Here is a 15,028-nt window from a genome sequence, read left to right as displayed (position 1 = left end):
GTTAGAAGAGAACCCATTACCTTATGCAGGTAATGGGTTTTTTTATAAAGAAAACCGATAAACTTTTCTTTTTGCGATTATTTATTGAGATAATAAGTCTTTTGGTTTATAATGGAATTAACTATTAAAAGATTGAATTTTCTGAAATATAAAAGTGGTTACAAAGTTAATCTCAACAATGAAAGCTTGAAAACAAACTAACATTTTGAGGAGGGGCTTTTATGGAATGGAAGTATTGGAAAGTCGTATTACGCTATGGTCATGTAGGAAAGCGCAAAGATGTGACGGTTGCACGCTATCTCGTAACGCCCTCTCATTATAATTTAGTCATGGTAATGGACATTGGAAAAGAAATGCCCGGGGTGAAAAGTGAGGGAGTTGTTCGATTAACAGAAGTCGGGTTAGAAGAATACCTGACTGGCAAACGAGAAGAAACGGAAAACTTTTATTTGCAGCAGCTTTTCAATTATGAGCTGAGAGCATAGGAGAAACGTTCATTAAGAAACACCGCTTAATTCATTTCTTCTACTACCTTCATCTTCTACTATTCAAGCTGAATTGTTAACTGTTCCACCACTAGCCTTCAACGAAAACGGTATTCATTGTGTTCCAACATAGAAACCAAAAGAGCTGAAAGATAGTAAAAGAGAGCTGATGGCTTATAGAAATAGCCAGCGGTTCTTTTTTGTATGTCCTTATATTGAAGTGCTAACTCCCTTAACAATTAAACGTTGACTAAGACCTAAGATGTAGTTGAAATTGATGCTGGGGCTGCTGTTTCAACATTGAATTCTTCTCTATACTTAGTACATACAAAACATAGTTGGAGAAGATCGTATGACTGAAATTATATTAAATTTTGTAGAAGAGTGGGGGATTTGGGGTGTACTCCTTTCTTTGTTTATTGAAGGAAGCGCGTTTCCCTTTATTGGAACATTCTTTATCGTAACGGTAGGCTTTATTTTAGATTTGTCCTGGTTTGAAATCGTTGTGATTTCTCTGTTAGGCAGCTTCTTATATGCCGTAGGTAGTTATCTTCCTTATTTTATTGGATACAAACTAGGAGATTCATTGGAGAACAGATTAAGCCCTGCGAAAAGGGAAGGGTTAAAAAAAGCGAAAGCTCATTTTAGCAAATATGGCATTTGGAGCGTCATGATTTCAAGCCCTCTTCATTTAGGGAATGTTGTTCCTTTCCTAGCGGGCGCTTCCAACATGAATCTTCGCTTGTATACATTACTAACCATGGCCGGAATTGCTCCGACAACCTTTCTGTTTTTAAGTATAGGTCATTTTTATGATGGCGATACGGAAACTGTAATTAAAATCATTACAGATTACCAATCCGTACTGCTTATTGGCTTTGTAATTATCACTGCTTTATATATCGGTTGGAAAACATATAAGTTACGTGGAGAACGAAAAGTAGCTGTAAATAAGATAAACAATTAGAAAGCAAAAAGACCTCTATTAACCATCATCCACTTTCTGTTAAAATAGTAACTATATAGAAGGAAGGGTGGGTTGATATGACTGTAACTCGTATGTTTAATCCAGTTCTTGCTTTAATCATTTTTGGAGTGGGGATATGGATGGCAAGTATAATTCATCCGTTGTTTGGATTAATAGCAATCTTGGGAGGAGCACTATTAGGCTTCTCTAGCTTATCGCGAAGCGGAATCACACTAAAGAAAAACGCCAATGTTTTACTTTTTGCATCCTTCGTTTTTTTAGTAAGCTTATTTTCAATTGCTTACTTGGTTGCATCGGCGGTTATCTTGAATGTCTGAAAAAGTTTTAAGTCTGGTAGCAACTTTTAAAAATATACGCTAAACAATTTCCTGAAGGTATAGAGCTCTTCAAAACTATATATAAATTCTTGTAATAGCTTAAAAACCTCCTGTTACTTTGTCAGGAGGTTTCTTTTCATACACCTTAGTCGATATAACGAGCTTTTTATTAATACTAATCGAAATAGTTAATTACATCTCAAAAAAACTATGTCTCTCAACTTTGCAAACTCTAAAAGAAAAAGTTTTATACCATTCTGTTTTGCCTTTATTTTGCGCTATTCTATGATATGAATTTTCTTTCCAAGCTTTTATTGACTCTAAAGAATCCCAATATGAAACTGTAATCCCTAAGTCTTTATCTCTGGCGCTTTCTATTCCTAAAAAACCTTTTTGGTTAGAAGCAAGTTCTACCATTTTATCCGCCATTATTCCATATCCCTTGTCTCCTTCAGTTCTCTGTGAAGCAAAAATCACTGCAAAATAAGGAGGTTCAGGGGTTTTTGCAATGCCAACCATATATTATTCCTCCTTGAATAGTAAAATTAAATCTATCTTAGTTCTACTTTTTAACTAAACAATTCTTCCAAGAAAAAGTGATATTTATCTGGAAGTTTGTCACTTTTCCTCATTAATTCGGCTCGGTATCCTGATCGGCCTGATATTATAATTTCATCTTTTTTGATTGCAATCTTGTATAAGCTTGCTCCTGCGTAGAATGTAAGTAAGTTATCGATAAAGATTTCAGCGACTTGGTTCGTTTGTAAGTCAGTAACTCTTAAATGAAATGCGGTTTTGGTTACGTGGTCCTTTGGTATATGGTAAACAACTTCAGCTTTATATCTTTTATTCTCTCTTTGAAAATAAGTAAGTTCTTGGTTTAAGCCGTTTTTTTCAACTTGGGAGATGACGTTTTTTATTTTATTTCCATCTAAATGATCAACTTCTGCAAGCAGTAATAAACCTTCTGAAATGCTTTGGAGTAGCATTTTTTCCTGCTTCGTATCTGTGGCTTTATTAAAGCGATCTAAGTCAATGCTTCCGTAAGTCATCTTGTACCAAGGCTCCAAAGCAAGTTCCTGCTTAGCTTCTAATAAGCTTCCTGCGATATGGATATGTATGTGGCTGTATGAAGGTAAGTATACTCCAGCAGAACGCAGTAAATTAGAGAAGAGTTCAGAATAGCGATAGCTGAGATTATTAAATAAATCATAGGGATCATTTACTGTAAAACCCTCAATTAACTTATCGAGCGGTCTTTTGGTAAGTTTGTCTTGTTCCATTATACAGTCGATACGCTTGGCATAATTACACTTTTTGGTGAACTCTAAGTTGGCTTTATACTCGCTTAACTCTTCCTGAGAAGAAGGAGCATGTATCTTTAGCTGTTCGTACTGAGATAATAGCCTTTCTTTGTCATAGTAACATTCTTCTTTAACGTTTATTTCTTCAGCTTTATGAATGGTTTTTTCTATCGCTAATAGACTAGCGGTAAAATCCTCCAGGTTCAGTTTTTGATCATTTTTAAACTCCTGCACGATTTCCATCTCTGCCATGCTTCCATAGAGTAAGCGTAATTTTAACGTTTTTTTAGTACTTGGTATTTTTGAAACAAAGTGAATGTAGATGCATTCAAACGCATCGCCATGAAACGTCCCGATTAAATGTTGGTTTAGAAATACCTCAAGCACTTCTAGTGTAGGATTACTCGTTTGCTTTGTCTTAAAATTTTTATATTCAAGTAAAAACCTCATGAATTCACTCCTTTTTATAGGCGAATGTTTGTTCTTGTATTAATTTTACAAGGAAAGAGAAAAAAAGGGAATTTTTATTTTAAGTGAGGGACCAATATAATTTGTGAGCTTTACCAACATTAAACCAAAAAACTCCTATTGATGAATAGGAGTTTTTAAGCTAAAGAAAACTTAGTTAATAATTAGCTGTATCTGGATTCTTTTTCTTTCGGATGAGAAAAGAATAAATTGAAATAAGTAATTCTGCAAGTGGATTTAACCACTTAGTTATCTTATTGACTAGAATAGCAACAAAGGTAGCCACTACTATACTTCCTAATACGTCCCCAGGATAATGATGTCCTACCCAAATACGTGAAAAGCCTGTTAATAAGGCCATGAACAGCATAACTAGTCCCACTTTACGATGACGCATCCATATAAACATTGCGATGGCAAAAGCTCCCGTTGTATGATCACTTGGAAACGATGCGTCTGCAGCATGTGGGATTAAAGTGTTAACATCGTGAGAGACAAAAGGACGTGGCTCATAATAAATGAAGGTAATTAGGTAGTTGACAAACAAAGCAATAATACCAGTGAACCCTGCATAAAAAGCACTCTTTTTATAATAATCATCTCTAAATACCCAAAAAAGTAAAAGTGCAAGGCCAAACATGTAGATAGCATTGTTTGTCCAAAAAATCATAAACTTGTCTAATAAATCAAGACGTCCTGCCATTCCGTGAATGGACTTAAAAAGTTCGTAATTCAATTAAATAACCTCTCTTTTTTCAAAAACAAATTAAGAAGAATTCCTAAAAAATATCATCATATCAATGGTTTATGAAAAGAAAGTGAAAGTACAATTAAAAGTTAACCTTGAGAGAGTTAAGAATAGCCATTTTAATACCACTTAGAATGTAAGACTTATCCTAAATACAACTTATTTTCCATTCGTATATTTGCTATCGTGAGCTTTATATGGTACGATTAAGTTAATTATTTTTGTTCGGTATAGAATCAAGAGAAAAGAAATCTGTTCTATCGAAATTTCAATCTTAAGATAGTATGGTTGGACAAGGGTAGTAATACATATGTGGAGTATTCCACAGCAGGAGGCAATACTATGGAACAAGGTACAGTAAAATGGTTTAATGCAGAAAAAGGTTTCGGCTTTATCGAAGTTGAAGGCGGCGAAGATGTATTCGTACATTTCAGCTCAATTCAAGGCGAAGGCTTCAAATCTTTAGACGAAGGTCAAAAAGTAACGTTTGACATCGAACAAGGTCCACGTGGCGCACAAGCTGCTAACGTTCACAAAGTAGCTTAATTAATTAAATTAAGTAAAAAAGACTCCACCTCGGAGTCTTTTTTACTTATGAATTCAAATCAACAACTTTATGATTTCAATCGAAGAAAGGGGAACGGTTATGGCTGAGAAAATGTTTAAGGATGGAGAAACCGTAAGCATAAAAGCATCAAATGAATCCGTGACAATTTTAAAAGGGCAGTATGTGAAAAACATGAAAAGATACTCTTATATCGTGGATAAATATCCAAGTACTTTTTTCTTTGAAGAAGAGTTAATAAAACAGAAATAAAAGCGGGTTATATAAGACTTAACCTAGACAATAACGACAGCAAAAAAGGAGCGTAAATCGCTCCTTTTCAATTGTTTAAATAGTGTTCCCAATCGTAATCATCGATTTTGTAAAAACGGCCTTCATCATTTCTTTCATATGCGCATAAGGGCGGTTCTTGGATAAAGTCCAAAATAGAATCATCGAAATTCAAAATAACTCCGATAGAAACAATTTGAAAATTTTCAGAGTCACTTAAATAATCGTCGTCTTCATATCCGCTCAATATAGACCAACCTCAGTCACCCTCAGAATGTGGTTCATCTCTAAGCATAAAGTTAAACTCCTGTTTTTCTAGTACATCATCACTTAATTTTATGACGCTGTATCTCTATCTTCGAGTTTAGTAAATACAATCGGTTTTGCACTTAGCATTGGTGATAAGTTTAATTTTAACTGCGATAGCTTTCCTTCGGTTTCCATTTCATATGCAATTAATAAATTCATTTCTGAATAGGAAATATCCCACTTTACGGTGAACATATTGTAATGATGATGTTTCATCTCCGTATGAAGGGATCCCCATTTTAAATGTAAAAGGTCATTTTGTATATCAACTTCAATTTCCCCATATGCAGGGTGCTCAAATATTCCCGTATACTCTTTTAATTCATGTGTAGGGCTTGTTTCTTTTACTTGTGGAAAAGGTTTATCTAACTCTTTCATTATCTCTTTAAACTTAGCTGTATCTTTCGCAGATCTTTGATGCCAGTCGATTGGATCTAGCTCCAGAATCTCATCATAAATTTGATTTGCAAGGTAAGTTGGGAGTAGAGTCGTTCCAGCGTTTGTCAGAATAACAAGGCCGATATTTTCTTCTGGTATAAAAGAGACGAGCGCTGAAAATCCATCAATGTTCCCACCGTGATGAATGACTTTGTAACCGCGATATGCACTAATAAACCACCCAAGTCCGTAGCAAGTTAGCGTTGTTTGTGATGTAGATAGAAGCGGATCATCAGGAATTGGAATATGCGGTTCATACATTTGCTGCAGTAAATTTGGTGTAATAAGTTCATGATCCCCAGCTTTCCCTTGATTTAAATGAAATAAAATCCACTTAGCCATATCTTCTATCGTTGAGTTTATGCATCCCGCAGCACCAACTGTATCAATGTTACGCAACGGAATTTTAACGGTATCTTTATCTTTTTCAATGTATGGAAGTGCGTGGTTATCATTTTCTTGTGAAGCAGTAACTGAGAAATTTGTATTTTCCATATGAAGAGGCTGCAAAATATGCTCACTTACATACTGCTCCCATGTTTGGTTCGTGATTTTTTCTACCATATAGCTCATAGTTACATACATTAAATTATTATATAGAAAAGATGTGCGAAATGGTGCATCAAGCTCTAAGTGCTTAATTTTCTCCATAATTTCTTTTCGCGTGAATGAAGATTGATACCATAATAACTCATGACGACTTACCCCAGAACGATGGGAAGCTAAATCACGAGCTGTAGTTTGTGAGCTTACAAGAGGGTCATGAAGTGAAAATGTCGGAAGATACGTTTGAATAGGTTCATCCCAGTCAAACTTTCGTTGTTGAGCAAGTAAACTTAGAGAAAGGGTACCAAAAGCTTTTGTAGATGAGCCAATTGCAAACAGCGTGCTCGGTGTAACGGGTTTTTTGTGTTCAACGTCACGGTATCCAAATCCTTCAGAAAGAACAATCTCTCCATCTTTTACGATTGCGACTGCTGCTCCTGGTACATTTAGCTTTTTCATCATTTCTTTTGTACAATTACGCAGGTGATCTGTAAGAGAGGACTTTATTTTTTGCATAAGGTTTTTTCTCCTTTACCATTTTTTTCTACAAATAGCTTACTTCGAGGTAAGGAAGGAGAATACCTTCTTGTTAACAAAGATGTCATAATTTCCAATGTTCTTATTAAGCAGTAGGTTAATAATTTTGAGAAAAAAGATAAGACAAAACAATTTAATTGGTTTTATGGTTCCGGTGCAAAAACTCACTTAGTATACCACCAGAACGAAACTCTTCACTAGGCTCTTAGGAATTGAAGAAATAGAAATTTCATTTACTCCAACAAAAAAGCACATTCAGCATTCCAAATACAAAATATCCTCCTGTTAAACTAACATTTAGAGAACAATAAACTTATTAGTTATTAATTGACTTGCACAAATGTTCTACGTTACTATTGAAGAAACTTAATACTCCAAAGGGGAGTAGCTGTACAACACAGTCGTCATTACGAAACAATGAGTTTCCGGCTTTGTTGGCAATCTTAATTGTTAGCAAGACCTTTGCCTACGTTTTTAGTTAGGTAAGGTGTGTCTTTATAAATCAAACGCTTTTATCTACTAAAGAGATAAAAGCGTTTTTTTATTTTTATCAATTAAAAGTGAGTATGAGGAGTGACTATTTATGTTTAAGAAGCTGTTTAATTCATTAACGAATAATAGGCATTACAGCAGCAGTGATTATAAGAGAAGAAAGTCGAAATCTTTTAAGAGCTACAGTAGTAGTGACGACTATAGAAGAAGTCGTGATCGTCACGACAGTTATGGTCACCACCACTATAAAAGAAAACGGAAGAGTGGTAGTTTCTTTAGTAGCTGAGTAAAACGATGGGTACTAATAAGCAGTATAAAAATAATGCTAAAAAACAAAAAGGAGAAGTCTTTTTTATAGAAGGCTTCTCTTTTTTTGTGGTGGATTGTATGAAGGTTGGATTTTTGACCTCTACGCTGCCAGCGTGGAAAATGAAATTTCCTGTAGTTTTCTACTATATTCAGAAATACCTCTATATCGAGGGTTTAAGGGGATTTTTGGAATTTAAATGAACCATAGTTTCCGTTGATTTTCTATAGTGTATGACCAAAATATGACCAGTATTTTGGGAGTGAATGTAGCTTTTCTTTTGTAGAATGATATGATTTTGAGATGTGATAGTATGCCGTAAATTACTTTACATTTAAATTACAAAAAAAGCAATCAGGAATAGTATAGTCTGATGATGAAGAATGGTGTTTTCCATCTTAAATGGTCATAACTGAGGATGCAAATTCTGTTTTTTACATGCACATTATTATATACAGTCTATTTTTAACCTGCAGACATCAATAATTGAAATATTTTCACATCAATATTAACATTATATAATGACTTGATCAGTGTTTATTTTTCCTGTGACAAGGCAAAAGGTAAACCATTACTTATTAAGCAGATTAGAGATGTTTTCGTTTAATTTCTATCAAAGAGTCCTAAGGTGTTTAATAATGAAAAATAATCATTTCCTAAATGTGGATCTTTAATTCATTATAATCATGACTCTCCCAGCATAAGTATGATAGTATCACACATGTGTAAAACATAGGTCATAACATAAGTAAAAGAGTGTGCGACGATGAAAAAACTCACAAAAATAATCAGTGCAAGTATGAAAAATAGAAGCAATTCTTCAAACAAACCTCAAAGCTAAGAAAAAAGATTATCATAACCTGTAGCAAAAGGCTTTTCTTTAGTAGTAAGCTTATATTTTTTAAAAAGAATAAACTTATACTTAATCGGTTATGATAAGTTTATTCTTTTTAAAATTTACAAATGGTTGGCTTTAAATTAGTCATATAATTTATGAGATTTTAGTTTTTATTCGCTCTTTTAAATTCTTAAGGTATGTATTAATTTCAATTTGACTAATATTCTCATTGGCCAAATTATATAAGCAAATGAATGGTTCTTCATTTATAATTGATCTGGAGTTTCTAGCCTAAAGTAACTGGAGATTTAGATACTTCAAGGAGAGAAAATTCACTTCTATAATTTGTAAAAATTCATACTTTTTGAGTTTATATTAACATTTAAGTATAATTATTTAACTTATGAAAAAAAATCTTTATTAAAAAATAACTATAAAACAGTGTTAAAGGCTCCTACAGGTAAGGAGTCTTTAATACTGTTTTATAGGGGATTGGAATGAAATAAAGGGCATTAGAAGTTTTATATGTAATGGTCAACAACGAGGCAAGTTTTAAGGAAGGCCAATTAGAAGCAATAGAATTTGTTCTAAATCAAATAAGAATTTAGTTGTTCAACGTACAGGATGGAGAAAGAGCATGATTTATTTTTAGCAACTAAACTTTTTTCGAATTTTACCAAATGAACTAGCAGCACTGAGTTTTTTATTATTATTTGAACCTTTCTAATAAGCGCCCACAAGGAGGATTTATCCCTATCCCTCCTGCTTTTATCAGTGTTCTACAGTTCTATAATTTATTAGGATAGGGTATGGATGAATTTGTTATGGGACTTGACATAGTCAAATAGAAGTTAAAGTAATTTATATTAATTATCTTGTTTTTTTATGTCGATTTATCTTAAATCAAATTATAATATACTAGTGGTTTTTGAATAAATTCGGAAGGTAGGAAAGAAATGAAAAAAGATAAGTGGATGTTTTCTGTTAATAAAATATTATTTTTTATAATATCAGTAATCTTTATAGGCATCTTGCAGGCTTCTTATTTTAATAATGGTAATGAAAGCTCTCTAATTAAAGTTCTAACTATTAGGCAAAAAGATAGTGATAGCCTAATAAATACAATATGGCAAGTTCAAGCAGGTGTAACCACCCTAACAATTGCAATATTGGCTTTAATAGTAGGATTAAACAAAGAAAAAAGATATGGTATCAAAATCTTACAACACGTATTAATAACTAAACCAAAATTTCTTAAATATCATGACGTGATAGTTTTGAGTATTATCTTGTTATTTGTTAGTTATTTCTTCGTAGCATATAGAGCACTTTCTTCTGTGGTTTTTATATTTTTTATAGGTACTGTATTAATAGTGAATATGGTTTATACAAGTATTAAGGTAGTTTTGTATGATGAAAAGGTTGATTTGGAACTCAAAGATTACATACTTAATCAATGTCGTATTGGCATTGAAGAAGAAAACAGGCAATTGAAAGAAGAGGAAAAGTAAAAATGGAAAAGGAATTGCAAAATTTATTTTCACACACTATAGAAAGCATTCAAAAAAATGAGCTTGATAAATTGGATGAAAACATTGAAGTTTTTAGGTTAGTATATGAACAAATATTAAGAAATAGTAAAAATCCCGAAAAGTCAAATATTCAAAAAGAGTGGACTAGATATATAAACAAACTTGGCGAAAAGTTATTAGATGTGGATTTATTAGATAAAACAAGTGATATGATTAACTCAATATTTAATATTAGTAACAAATATAAGAAACACAATTTAAATGTGGACTCAATATTATATAAATTTTTAAGAATAATAAAGGAAATGGATAACCCTAATAAAATAAGAGATCTTTCTTTTCAGTCTATATTATATAATGCACTTAAAAATACTGGAACTTATAATGGTTATTATCAAGACAATGATGTTCCAAGTTATTTTGCAAGATACTACTACACTATTTTCCATAACAGGCACCTTACTGAAGAAGAAAAGGAAGAAATTATTAGAAGTCTTATTTCCGAATGTGTTTTTTTCCCATTCTATTCAGAAATAAGACAGGATAAATCTAAAATAAAGCTTACTGAAAAGATAGTTTTATATTTGCTAAAAGCAATGATTGATCAGGGAGATATTAGCAGAATTATTTTTTTAACGAAAAAATTAAAAAGCCAACCTTATTCCTCAAAAGAATTAGATTTAAAAAAGTTGTTTTTAACTACGTCTATATATATCTACTATCTGGGCTTAAAAGAGAATTTTTCAAATGAGAAAAAACAAAAGTATAAGAATCTATTACTTGAACTTAATTTTAATTTACAATCTCTGCTGGAATACGAAGTTGAGAGTTCTTGGGTATATTATAAAGAAATTAAAAATGAGTTAAGTAAGTGGGAACAATTTGTAGATGAAGACAATGCTAAATGGCTTATGATGAACTCGGTAGTTAGAGAGTTTTTCTTATTCTTAACTGCTACTGAAGTTTCGTATAATATCAAAAGTTTTGACGAGCATGTGTCCAGTGAAGCTGAACTCTTTACAATGCTAAGCAGTTTATTAAACGATAATAATCTAAAAGAGGGAGTATTAGAAGATTACCATAACTTTAAAAGTGTATTTGGGTATTCAAGCCAAGAGGACAAGGATAAAGATGAGCTTAGTTTATTGAAGGAATATTTATTAGCAAGATACAAGAATATTCATATTAGTAAAGTTAGACAGGAATCAAAGAAAATAGAATCCAAATCGAATAAATCGCAATATCTGTATAAACATTTAAAAAGGAATGCAGAAGATATTAGCTTTCTTAAAGGTTTAAACAAAGAAATCAATAGTGATTTAAAAAAGATTACTATTTTAAAAGGTACATACCCTACATCCTATTTTTTAGAAGATGAACAGCAGATGAAATTATTTGATAATATATTTGTTAGAAGGTTAACGAATTTTTTACTCCAAAGTATTGAAACAAGTGGATTTATAAAAGAAGATATTAGGTTTAGAGAGACTAAAAAAATTGAGAAGTTTTTCAATTTAGTAAAAGAGGTTGAAAAGGATAATGATTTTTCTATAAATTCTCTGATTGACGGATTAACTAGTAATTCTGGTTTTTTCTATACTGAAGAAGAGGGAAAAATTAAAATGTTTAATAACTATCTTGAGAGCCTGGAGTTTTTAGAGAAAAGCAAAGAACCGGTAATTGTTGGTTTAGATAAGCAATTAAATGGCTGCAAAATAGGTAATGTTAATGTACAGATACGAGGTCTTCGAAACAAAGAAGTAGAGGAATTATTAACTACATTTATAAATAATGAAAATCAATATAAAATTAATATTGTAAACGATATAGCTGTTTTCTTTGAAAAAGAGGAAGCTATAGAGTACGTTTTACTAGGCTATAAAGTTATAGAAATTGAAGTAGAAATAAGTTTGCATCTCACACCAGGGTCAGGATTTATACTTAAATTGAATGTTTAAAAAGTGGAATTTGAAGCTATCTGAGATGCATTTACTCCTCTAATTACTCAGAAAGAGGTCTAGCTCAGAAATAAAAAGACATACACTTTCCATATGTTTGAATTCATTTAGAGCTTAAACTATACTGATAATAAACCAGAGGGAAAGCAAAGAAAACAATTTATCTGTGATTTGCTAAAACAAACGGTTTTCCCTCAAATTAACGGTGGACCAACTCTTAAAATAATGTTATACTGTATCAAATAGGATTTATATAAGCAATGAGGTGCATTTTATGGCTACGGCTATTTCGTTTTTTTCTGGCGCCGGAGGACTGGATATAGGCCTTCAAGAAGCTGGATTTGATATTAAACTCTCTGTTGAAATAGAAAAAGTGTATTGTGAAACTTTAAGAATGAATCATCCTGGGTTAAATATAATTCAAGGTGATATAATGAAATTTAATAAAACTAAAGTCTACAAGGCAGCTGGTTTATCTCCTACTAATACTGTGGATTTAATGGTAGGAGGAAGTCCTTGTCAAAGTTTTAGTACAGCGGGAAAACGTCAAGCATTTTCAGATCCTCGAGGACAAGCAATGCTGCATTTTGCGGATTTAGTTACAGAAATAAGACCTCAGGCTTTTTTACTGGAGAATGTTAAGGGACTTCTCTCTGCTGCTTTAAAACATCGGCCGCTGAATCAAAGAGGAAAAGATTTTCCTCCGCTTGAATCAGAGGAACAAGCAGGGAGTGCTGTTTCTTATTTGTTAAGACGCTTTAAAGGTTATCATATTGAGTATAGACTAATAAATTCTGCAGATTATGGAGTTCCACAAAAACGAGAGCGTGTTTTCTTTGTAGGGATCAGAAAAGATTTAAGAAGAAGAATTCATAGATTTCCTATACAAACTCACTCTAAAGATGGCCTGCATGGCACAGAAAAATGGGTACCAGTAAGTGAAGTACTTTGGAAATTAACAGAAATAGAACATCACCATATGAATTATTCAAAAGACCGTTTGAAATATATGAAGATGATTCCTTCTGGTGGTGGAAACTGGCGCGACTTACCAGTTGATGTAGTAAGAGAAGCTATGGGTGGTGCTTTCGAAAGTGGAGGAGGAAAAGTAGGATTCTTCAGACGAATTCACCATGATCGTCCGTCACCAACATTGTTAACATCCCCAGTGCAAAAAAGTACAAATATTGGACATCCATTTGAAGATCGTCCATTAAGTATTGAGGAATATTTGGCTATTCAAGAGTTTCCCCGAGGATATAAAGTAGCAGGAAGTCTAGCTCAACAGTACACACAAATTGGTAATGCAGTGCCTGTTAAATTAGGAAAAATAATTGGTAATTCTATCTTAAAGGCAATTGTTACTAAGAAAAATAAATATAACAAGGCTAGATACCGTTCAAAAAAACACAAGGGTTTAAAAAAGACTGTGGGAAGACGCAGTTTCGGATTAAAACTAAAGAAAATATCTTATTTAGAAAAAAATAATTCTAAAAAATAGAAATGGTGAAAGCATAGGAAAAAACCTATGCTTTTTTGCTTTTCTGTGAAATAATTAACTTGTCAGTTAAATGTTTACAGGGGGAAGTTTGATGGAAGACTTAAGTGTAATTATTGAAGAACTTTTAAATGACTTTTATAAGAGGAGAATTGAAAAGATTAGTAAGCTAGAACTAAAAAACACATTAGCTCGCAAAAACCCTTACTTATATAAGGCTGTAGGTGTGGAAAAGGCCTCAGATATCGTAAGTGAAATATTAACAGCCTATATGTCCAGCAGTGACGAGGGGATTTTTGGAGATGCCTTCTTCGAACCACTCGCAGAAAGAATTGGAAAGGGACATGTAGCAGAAACAGAAGGTGTAGACGTAATTGTTGAAGATGAGCATGTTTATAAAGCATTTGCAGTTAAAAGTGGAACCAATGTTTTTAATGCTGATAGTAGAAAAAAACAAGCGGACAACTTTAACTCTCTAAGAAAAAGAGTAGCTAAAAGAAAGAAATTTTTTGATGCTATTGTTGGGTATGGCTATGGGAGGAAAGAAACTGCAATAAATAAACAGGGATTTAGAGAAGTTGCAGGACAAGCTTTCTGGGAAGAACTAACTGGAGATTCAGAATTTTATTTGAAAATTATTTCTGTAATGGGAGATAGACCTCAGCAACATCTCGTTGAATACCGGAAAGCTTTTGATGCTGCAGTTAATAGGTTTACAAAAGAGTTTATTAATGATTTCTGTAACGAGGACGGTGCAATTAATTGGGAGAAAATAGTTAAATTTAATAGTGGAAGAGCATGCAAACAATTAATTGTAACGCCAATTTCAAAGACAATGGATATTCACGAAGAACTTCAGTTATCCGTCAAAGCCTTTATGTTTGATGAAGAGGAAGTTGATATGACACAATCACCTGAGGTTGATTATTTAGTTAAAAGTGGAGAGGAATTTATAAATGTTGATGAATATGGAATTGTACAAGTAAAAGAGAATGCAATAGGAGGAACTATTGCTAAGATTATAATTTTTTGCTTGGGGAAATCAAGAACTGTAACTATTAAAGTAAAGAAAGCGAAAAGAAATTTGTTTGATTCTTAATAAAGATTTTTAAAAAATTATTTTTGTGATTAAGTAACTAACAACCCTCATAAAATTATTACAGTAAATAACTAAATAACAGTACTGATTATAAGGAACAAGCTTATGATCAGTACTGTTTGTTTATATATTATAATATTATTAATTTATAAAATATTATTAAGTGAATTAATTTCTGTTTTTATAATAGTAACCTTCCATAATCATTAAAGACTTGTATCTGATATGAATGGGAGACCAATTAGTGAATATAGAACCTTAGCTTTTCCACATATTTAGATAAGTGGATTATTAATATAAAGGCATAAGGATCTCTCTCTTCTTAATAG

The 15,028-nt window shown here is 32.4% G+C and carries 14 protein-coding genes and 1 pseudogene; 10 read left to right on the top strand and 5 right to left on the bottom strand.

The window, feature by feature from the left end; genetic code table 11:
- The first annotated feature begins 221 nt into the window (after positions 1-221).
- The 3 genes from EPL02_RS10755 (at position 222) to EPL02_RS10745 (ending at position 1,790) form a co-directional block, all read left to right on the top strand.
- Entirely contained in the window at positions 222-485 is a 264-nt protein-coding gene (locus tag EPL02_RS10755; protein WP_094912937.1) for a hypothetical protein, read from the top strand.
- 352 nt (positions 486-837) lie between these two features.
- Positions 838-1,452 (top strand): DedA family protein, encoded by a 615-nt coding sequence (locus EPL02_RS10750; protein ID WP_131887687.1) that lies wholly within the window; start codon positions 838-840, stop codon positions 1,450-1,452.
- Positions 1,453-1,529: 77 nt separating this feature from the next.
- A complete protein-coding gene (locus tag EPL02_RS10745; RefSeq protein WP_131887686.1) occupies positions 1,530-1,790 on the top strand; it encodes a hypothetical protein in 261 nt (86 codons plus the stop codon).
- A gap of 192 nt (positions 1,791-1,982) precedes the next feature.
- Here the strand turns inward: EPL02_RS10745 and EPL02_RS10740 are convergent, their stop codons facing one another.
- The 3 genes from EPL02_RS10740 to EPL02_RS10730 all read right to left on the bottom strand — a co-directional run bounded on the left by EPL02_RS10740 (position 1,983) and on the right by EPL02_RS10730 (position 4,298).
- Positions 1,983-2,309 (bottom strand): antibiotic biosynthesis monooxygenase family protein, encoded by a 327-nt coding sequence (locus EPL02_RS10740; RefSeq protein ID WP_131887685.1) that lies wholly within the window; start codon positions 2,307-2,309, stop codon positions 1,983-1,985.
- 50 nt (positions 2,310-2,359) lie between these two features.
- The gene (locus EPL02_RS10735) at positions 2,360-3,544 is read right to left on the bottom strand and encodes a hypothetical protein (protein ID WP_131887684.1); all 1,185 of its coding nucleotides are present in this window, start codon (positions 3,542-3,544) and stop codon (positions 2,360-2,362) included.
- A 175-nt stretch (positions 3,545-3,719) separates the two neighbouring features.
- Entirely contained in the window at positions 3,720-4,298 is a 579-nt protein-coding gene (locus EPL02_RS10730; RefSeq protein ID WP_131887683.1) for an undecaprenyl-diphosphatase, read from the bottom strand.
- A gap of 354 nt (positions 4,299-4,652) precedes the next feature.
- On the opposite strand from EPL02_RS10730, the gene EPL02_RS10725 reads away from it, so the two are divergent.
- Entirely contained in the window at positions 4,653-4,856 is a 204-nt protein-coding gene (locus EPL02_RS10725; protein ID WP_131887682.1) for a cold-shock protein, read from the top strand.
- Positions 4,857-4,956: 100 nt separating this feature from the next.
- Complete coding sequence (locus tag EPL02_RS20885; RefSeq protein WP_165932551.1) at positions 4,957-5,127, top strand: hypothetical protein; 171 nt, start codon at positions 4,957-4,959, stop codon at positions 5,125-5,127.
- A gap of 67 nt (positions 5,128-5,194) precedes the next feature.
- Here the strand turns inward: EPL02_RS20885 and EPL02_RS10720 are convergent.
- Positions 5,195-5,479: pseudogene (locus EPL02_RS10720) on the bottom strand (immunity protein Imm33 domain-containing protein); the annotation flags it as partial.
- A gap of 2 nt (positions 5,480-5,481) precedes the next feature.
- Positions 5,482-6,954 carry a serine hydrolase gene (locus EPL02_RS10715; RefSeq protein WP_131887681.1) on the bottom strand — a complete coding sequence of 491 codons (1,473 nt, stop codon included), beginning with the start codon at positions 6,952-6,954 and terminating at the stop codon, positions 5,482-5,484.
- A 604-nt stretch (positions 6,955-7,558) separates the two neighbouring features.
- Between EPL02_RS10715 and EPL02_RS10710 the strand changes: the two genes are divergently transcribed.
- The 5 genes from EPL02_RS10710 to EPL02_RS10690 all read left to right on the top strand — a co-directional run bounded on the left by EPL02_RS10710 (position 7,559) and on the right by EPL02_RS10690 (position 14,699).
- Complete coding sequence (locus tag EPL02_RS10710; RefSeq protein WP_131887680.1) at positions 7,559-7,753, top strand: hypothetical protein; 195 nt, start codon at positions 7,559-7,561, stop codon at positions 7,751-7,753.
- Between the two features lie 1,815 nt (positions 7,754-9,568).
- Positions 9,569-10,123 carry a hypothetical protein gene (locus EPL02_RS10705; protein ID WP_131887679.1) on the top strand — a complete coding sequence of 185 codons (555 nt, stop codon included), beginning with the start codon at positions 9,569-9,571 and terminating at the stop codon, positions 10,121-10,123.
- Positions 10,124-10,125: 2 nt separating this feature from the next.
- On the top strand, positions 10,126-12,102 hold the full coding sequence (locus tag EPL02_RS10700) for a hypothetical protein (RefSeq protein WP_131887678.1): 1,977 nt from the start codon (positions 10,126-10,128) through the stop codon (positions 12,100-12,102).
- Between the two features lie 274 nt (positions 12,103-12,376).
- The gene (locus EPL02_RS10695; protein WP_131887677.1) at positions 12,377-13,603 is read left to right on the top strand and encodes a DNA cytosine methyltransferase; all 1,227 of its coding nucleotides are present in this window, start codon (positions 12,377-12,379) and stop codon (positions 13,601-13,603) included.
- Positions 13,604-13,694: 91 nt separating this feature from the next.
- Positions 13,695-14,699, top strand: a complete 1,005-nt coding sequence (locus tag EPL02_RS10690) for a PmeII family type II restriction endonuclease (protein WP_131887676.1) — start codon at positions 13,695-13,697, stop codon at positions 14,697-14,699.
- The last annotated feature ends 329 nt before the right edge of the window (positions 14,700-15,028 follow it).

It is taken from the genome of Bacillus sp. CBEL-1, assembly GCF_004348885.1.
Classification (GTDB): domain Bacteria; phylum Bacillota; class Bacilli; order Bacillales; family Bacillaceae_H; genus Priestia; species Priestia aryabhattai_A.
This window is presented reverse-complemented; position numbering and strand designations above follow the sequence as displayed.

Bases quoted from the DNA above. Each gene is read 5' to 3' on its own strand.
- EPL02_RS10700 (WP_131887678.1), top strand. From the start codon at position 10,126: ATGGAAAAGGAATTGCAAAATTTATTTTCACACACTATAGAAAGCATT.
- EPL02_RS10750 (WP_131887687.1), top strand. From the start codon at position 838: ATGACTGAAATTATATTAAATTTTGTAGAAGAGTGGGGGATTTGGGGT.
- EPL02_RS10755 (WP_094912937.1), top strand. From the start codon at position 222: ATGGAATGGAAGTATTGGAAAGTCGTATTACGCTATGGTCATGTAGGA.
- EPL02_RS10725 (WP_131887682.1), top strand. From the start codon at position 4,653: ATGGAACAAGGTACAGTAAAATGGTTTAATGCAGAAAAAGGTTTCGGC.
- EPL02_RS10735 (WP_131887684.1), bottom strand. From the start codon at position 3,544: ATGAGGTTTTTACTTGAATATAAAAATTTTAAGACAAAGCAAACGAGT.
- EPL02_RS20885 (WP_165932551.1), top strand. From the start codon at position 4,957: ATGGCTGAGAAAATGTTTAAGGATGGAGAAACCGTAAGCATAAAAGCA.
- EPL02_RS10740 (WP_131887685.1), bottom strand. From the start codon at position 2,309: ATGGTTGGCATTGCAAAAACCCCTGAACCTCCTTATTTTGCAGTGATT.
- EPL02_RS10710 (WP_131887680.1), top strand. From the start codon at position 7,559: ATGTTTAAGAAGCTGTTTAATTCATTAACGAATAATAGGCATTACAGC.
- EPL02_RS10745 (WP_131887686.1), top strand. From the start codon at position 1,530: ATGACTGTAACTCGTATGTTTAATCCAGTTCTTGCTTTAATCATTTTT.
- EPL02_RS10715 (WP_131887681.1), bottom strand. From the start codon at position 6,954: ATGCAAAAAATAAAGTCCTCTCTTACAGATCACCTGCGTAATTGTACA.
- EPL02_RS10705 (WP_131887679.1), top strand. From the start codon at position 9,569: ATGAAAAAAGATAAGTGGATGTTTTCTGTTAATAAAATATTATTTTTT.
- EPL02_RS10695 (WP_131887677.1), top strand. From the start codon at position 12,377: ATGGCTACGGCTATTTCGTTTTTTTCTGGCGCCGGAGGACTGGATATA.
- EPL02_RS10690 (WP_131887676.1), top strand. From the start codon at position 13,695: ATGGAAGACTTAAGTGTAATTATTGAAGAACTTTTAAATGACTTTTAT.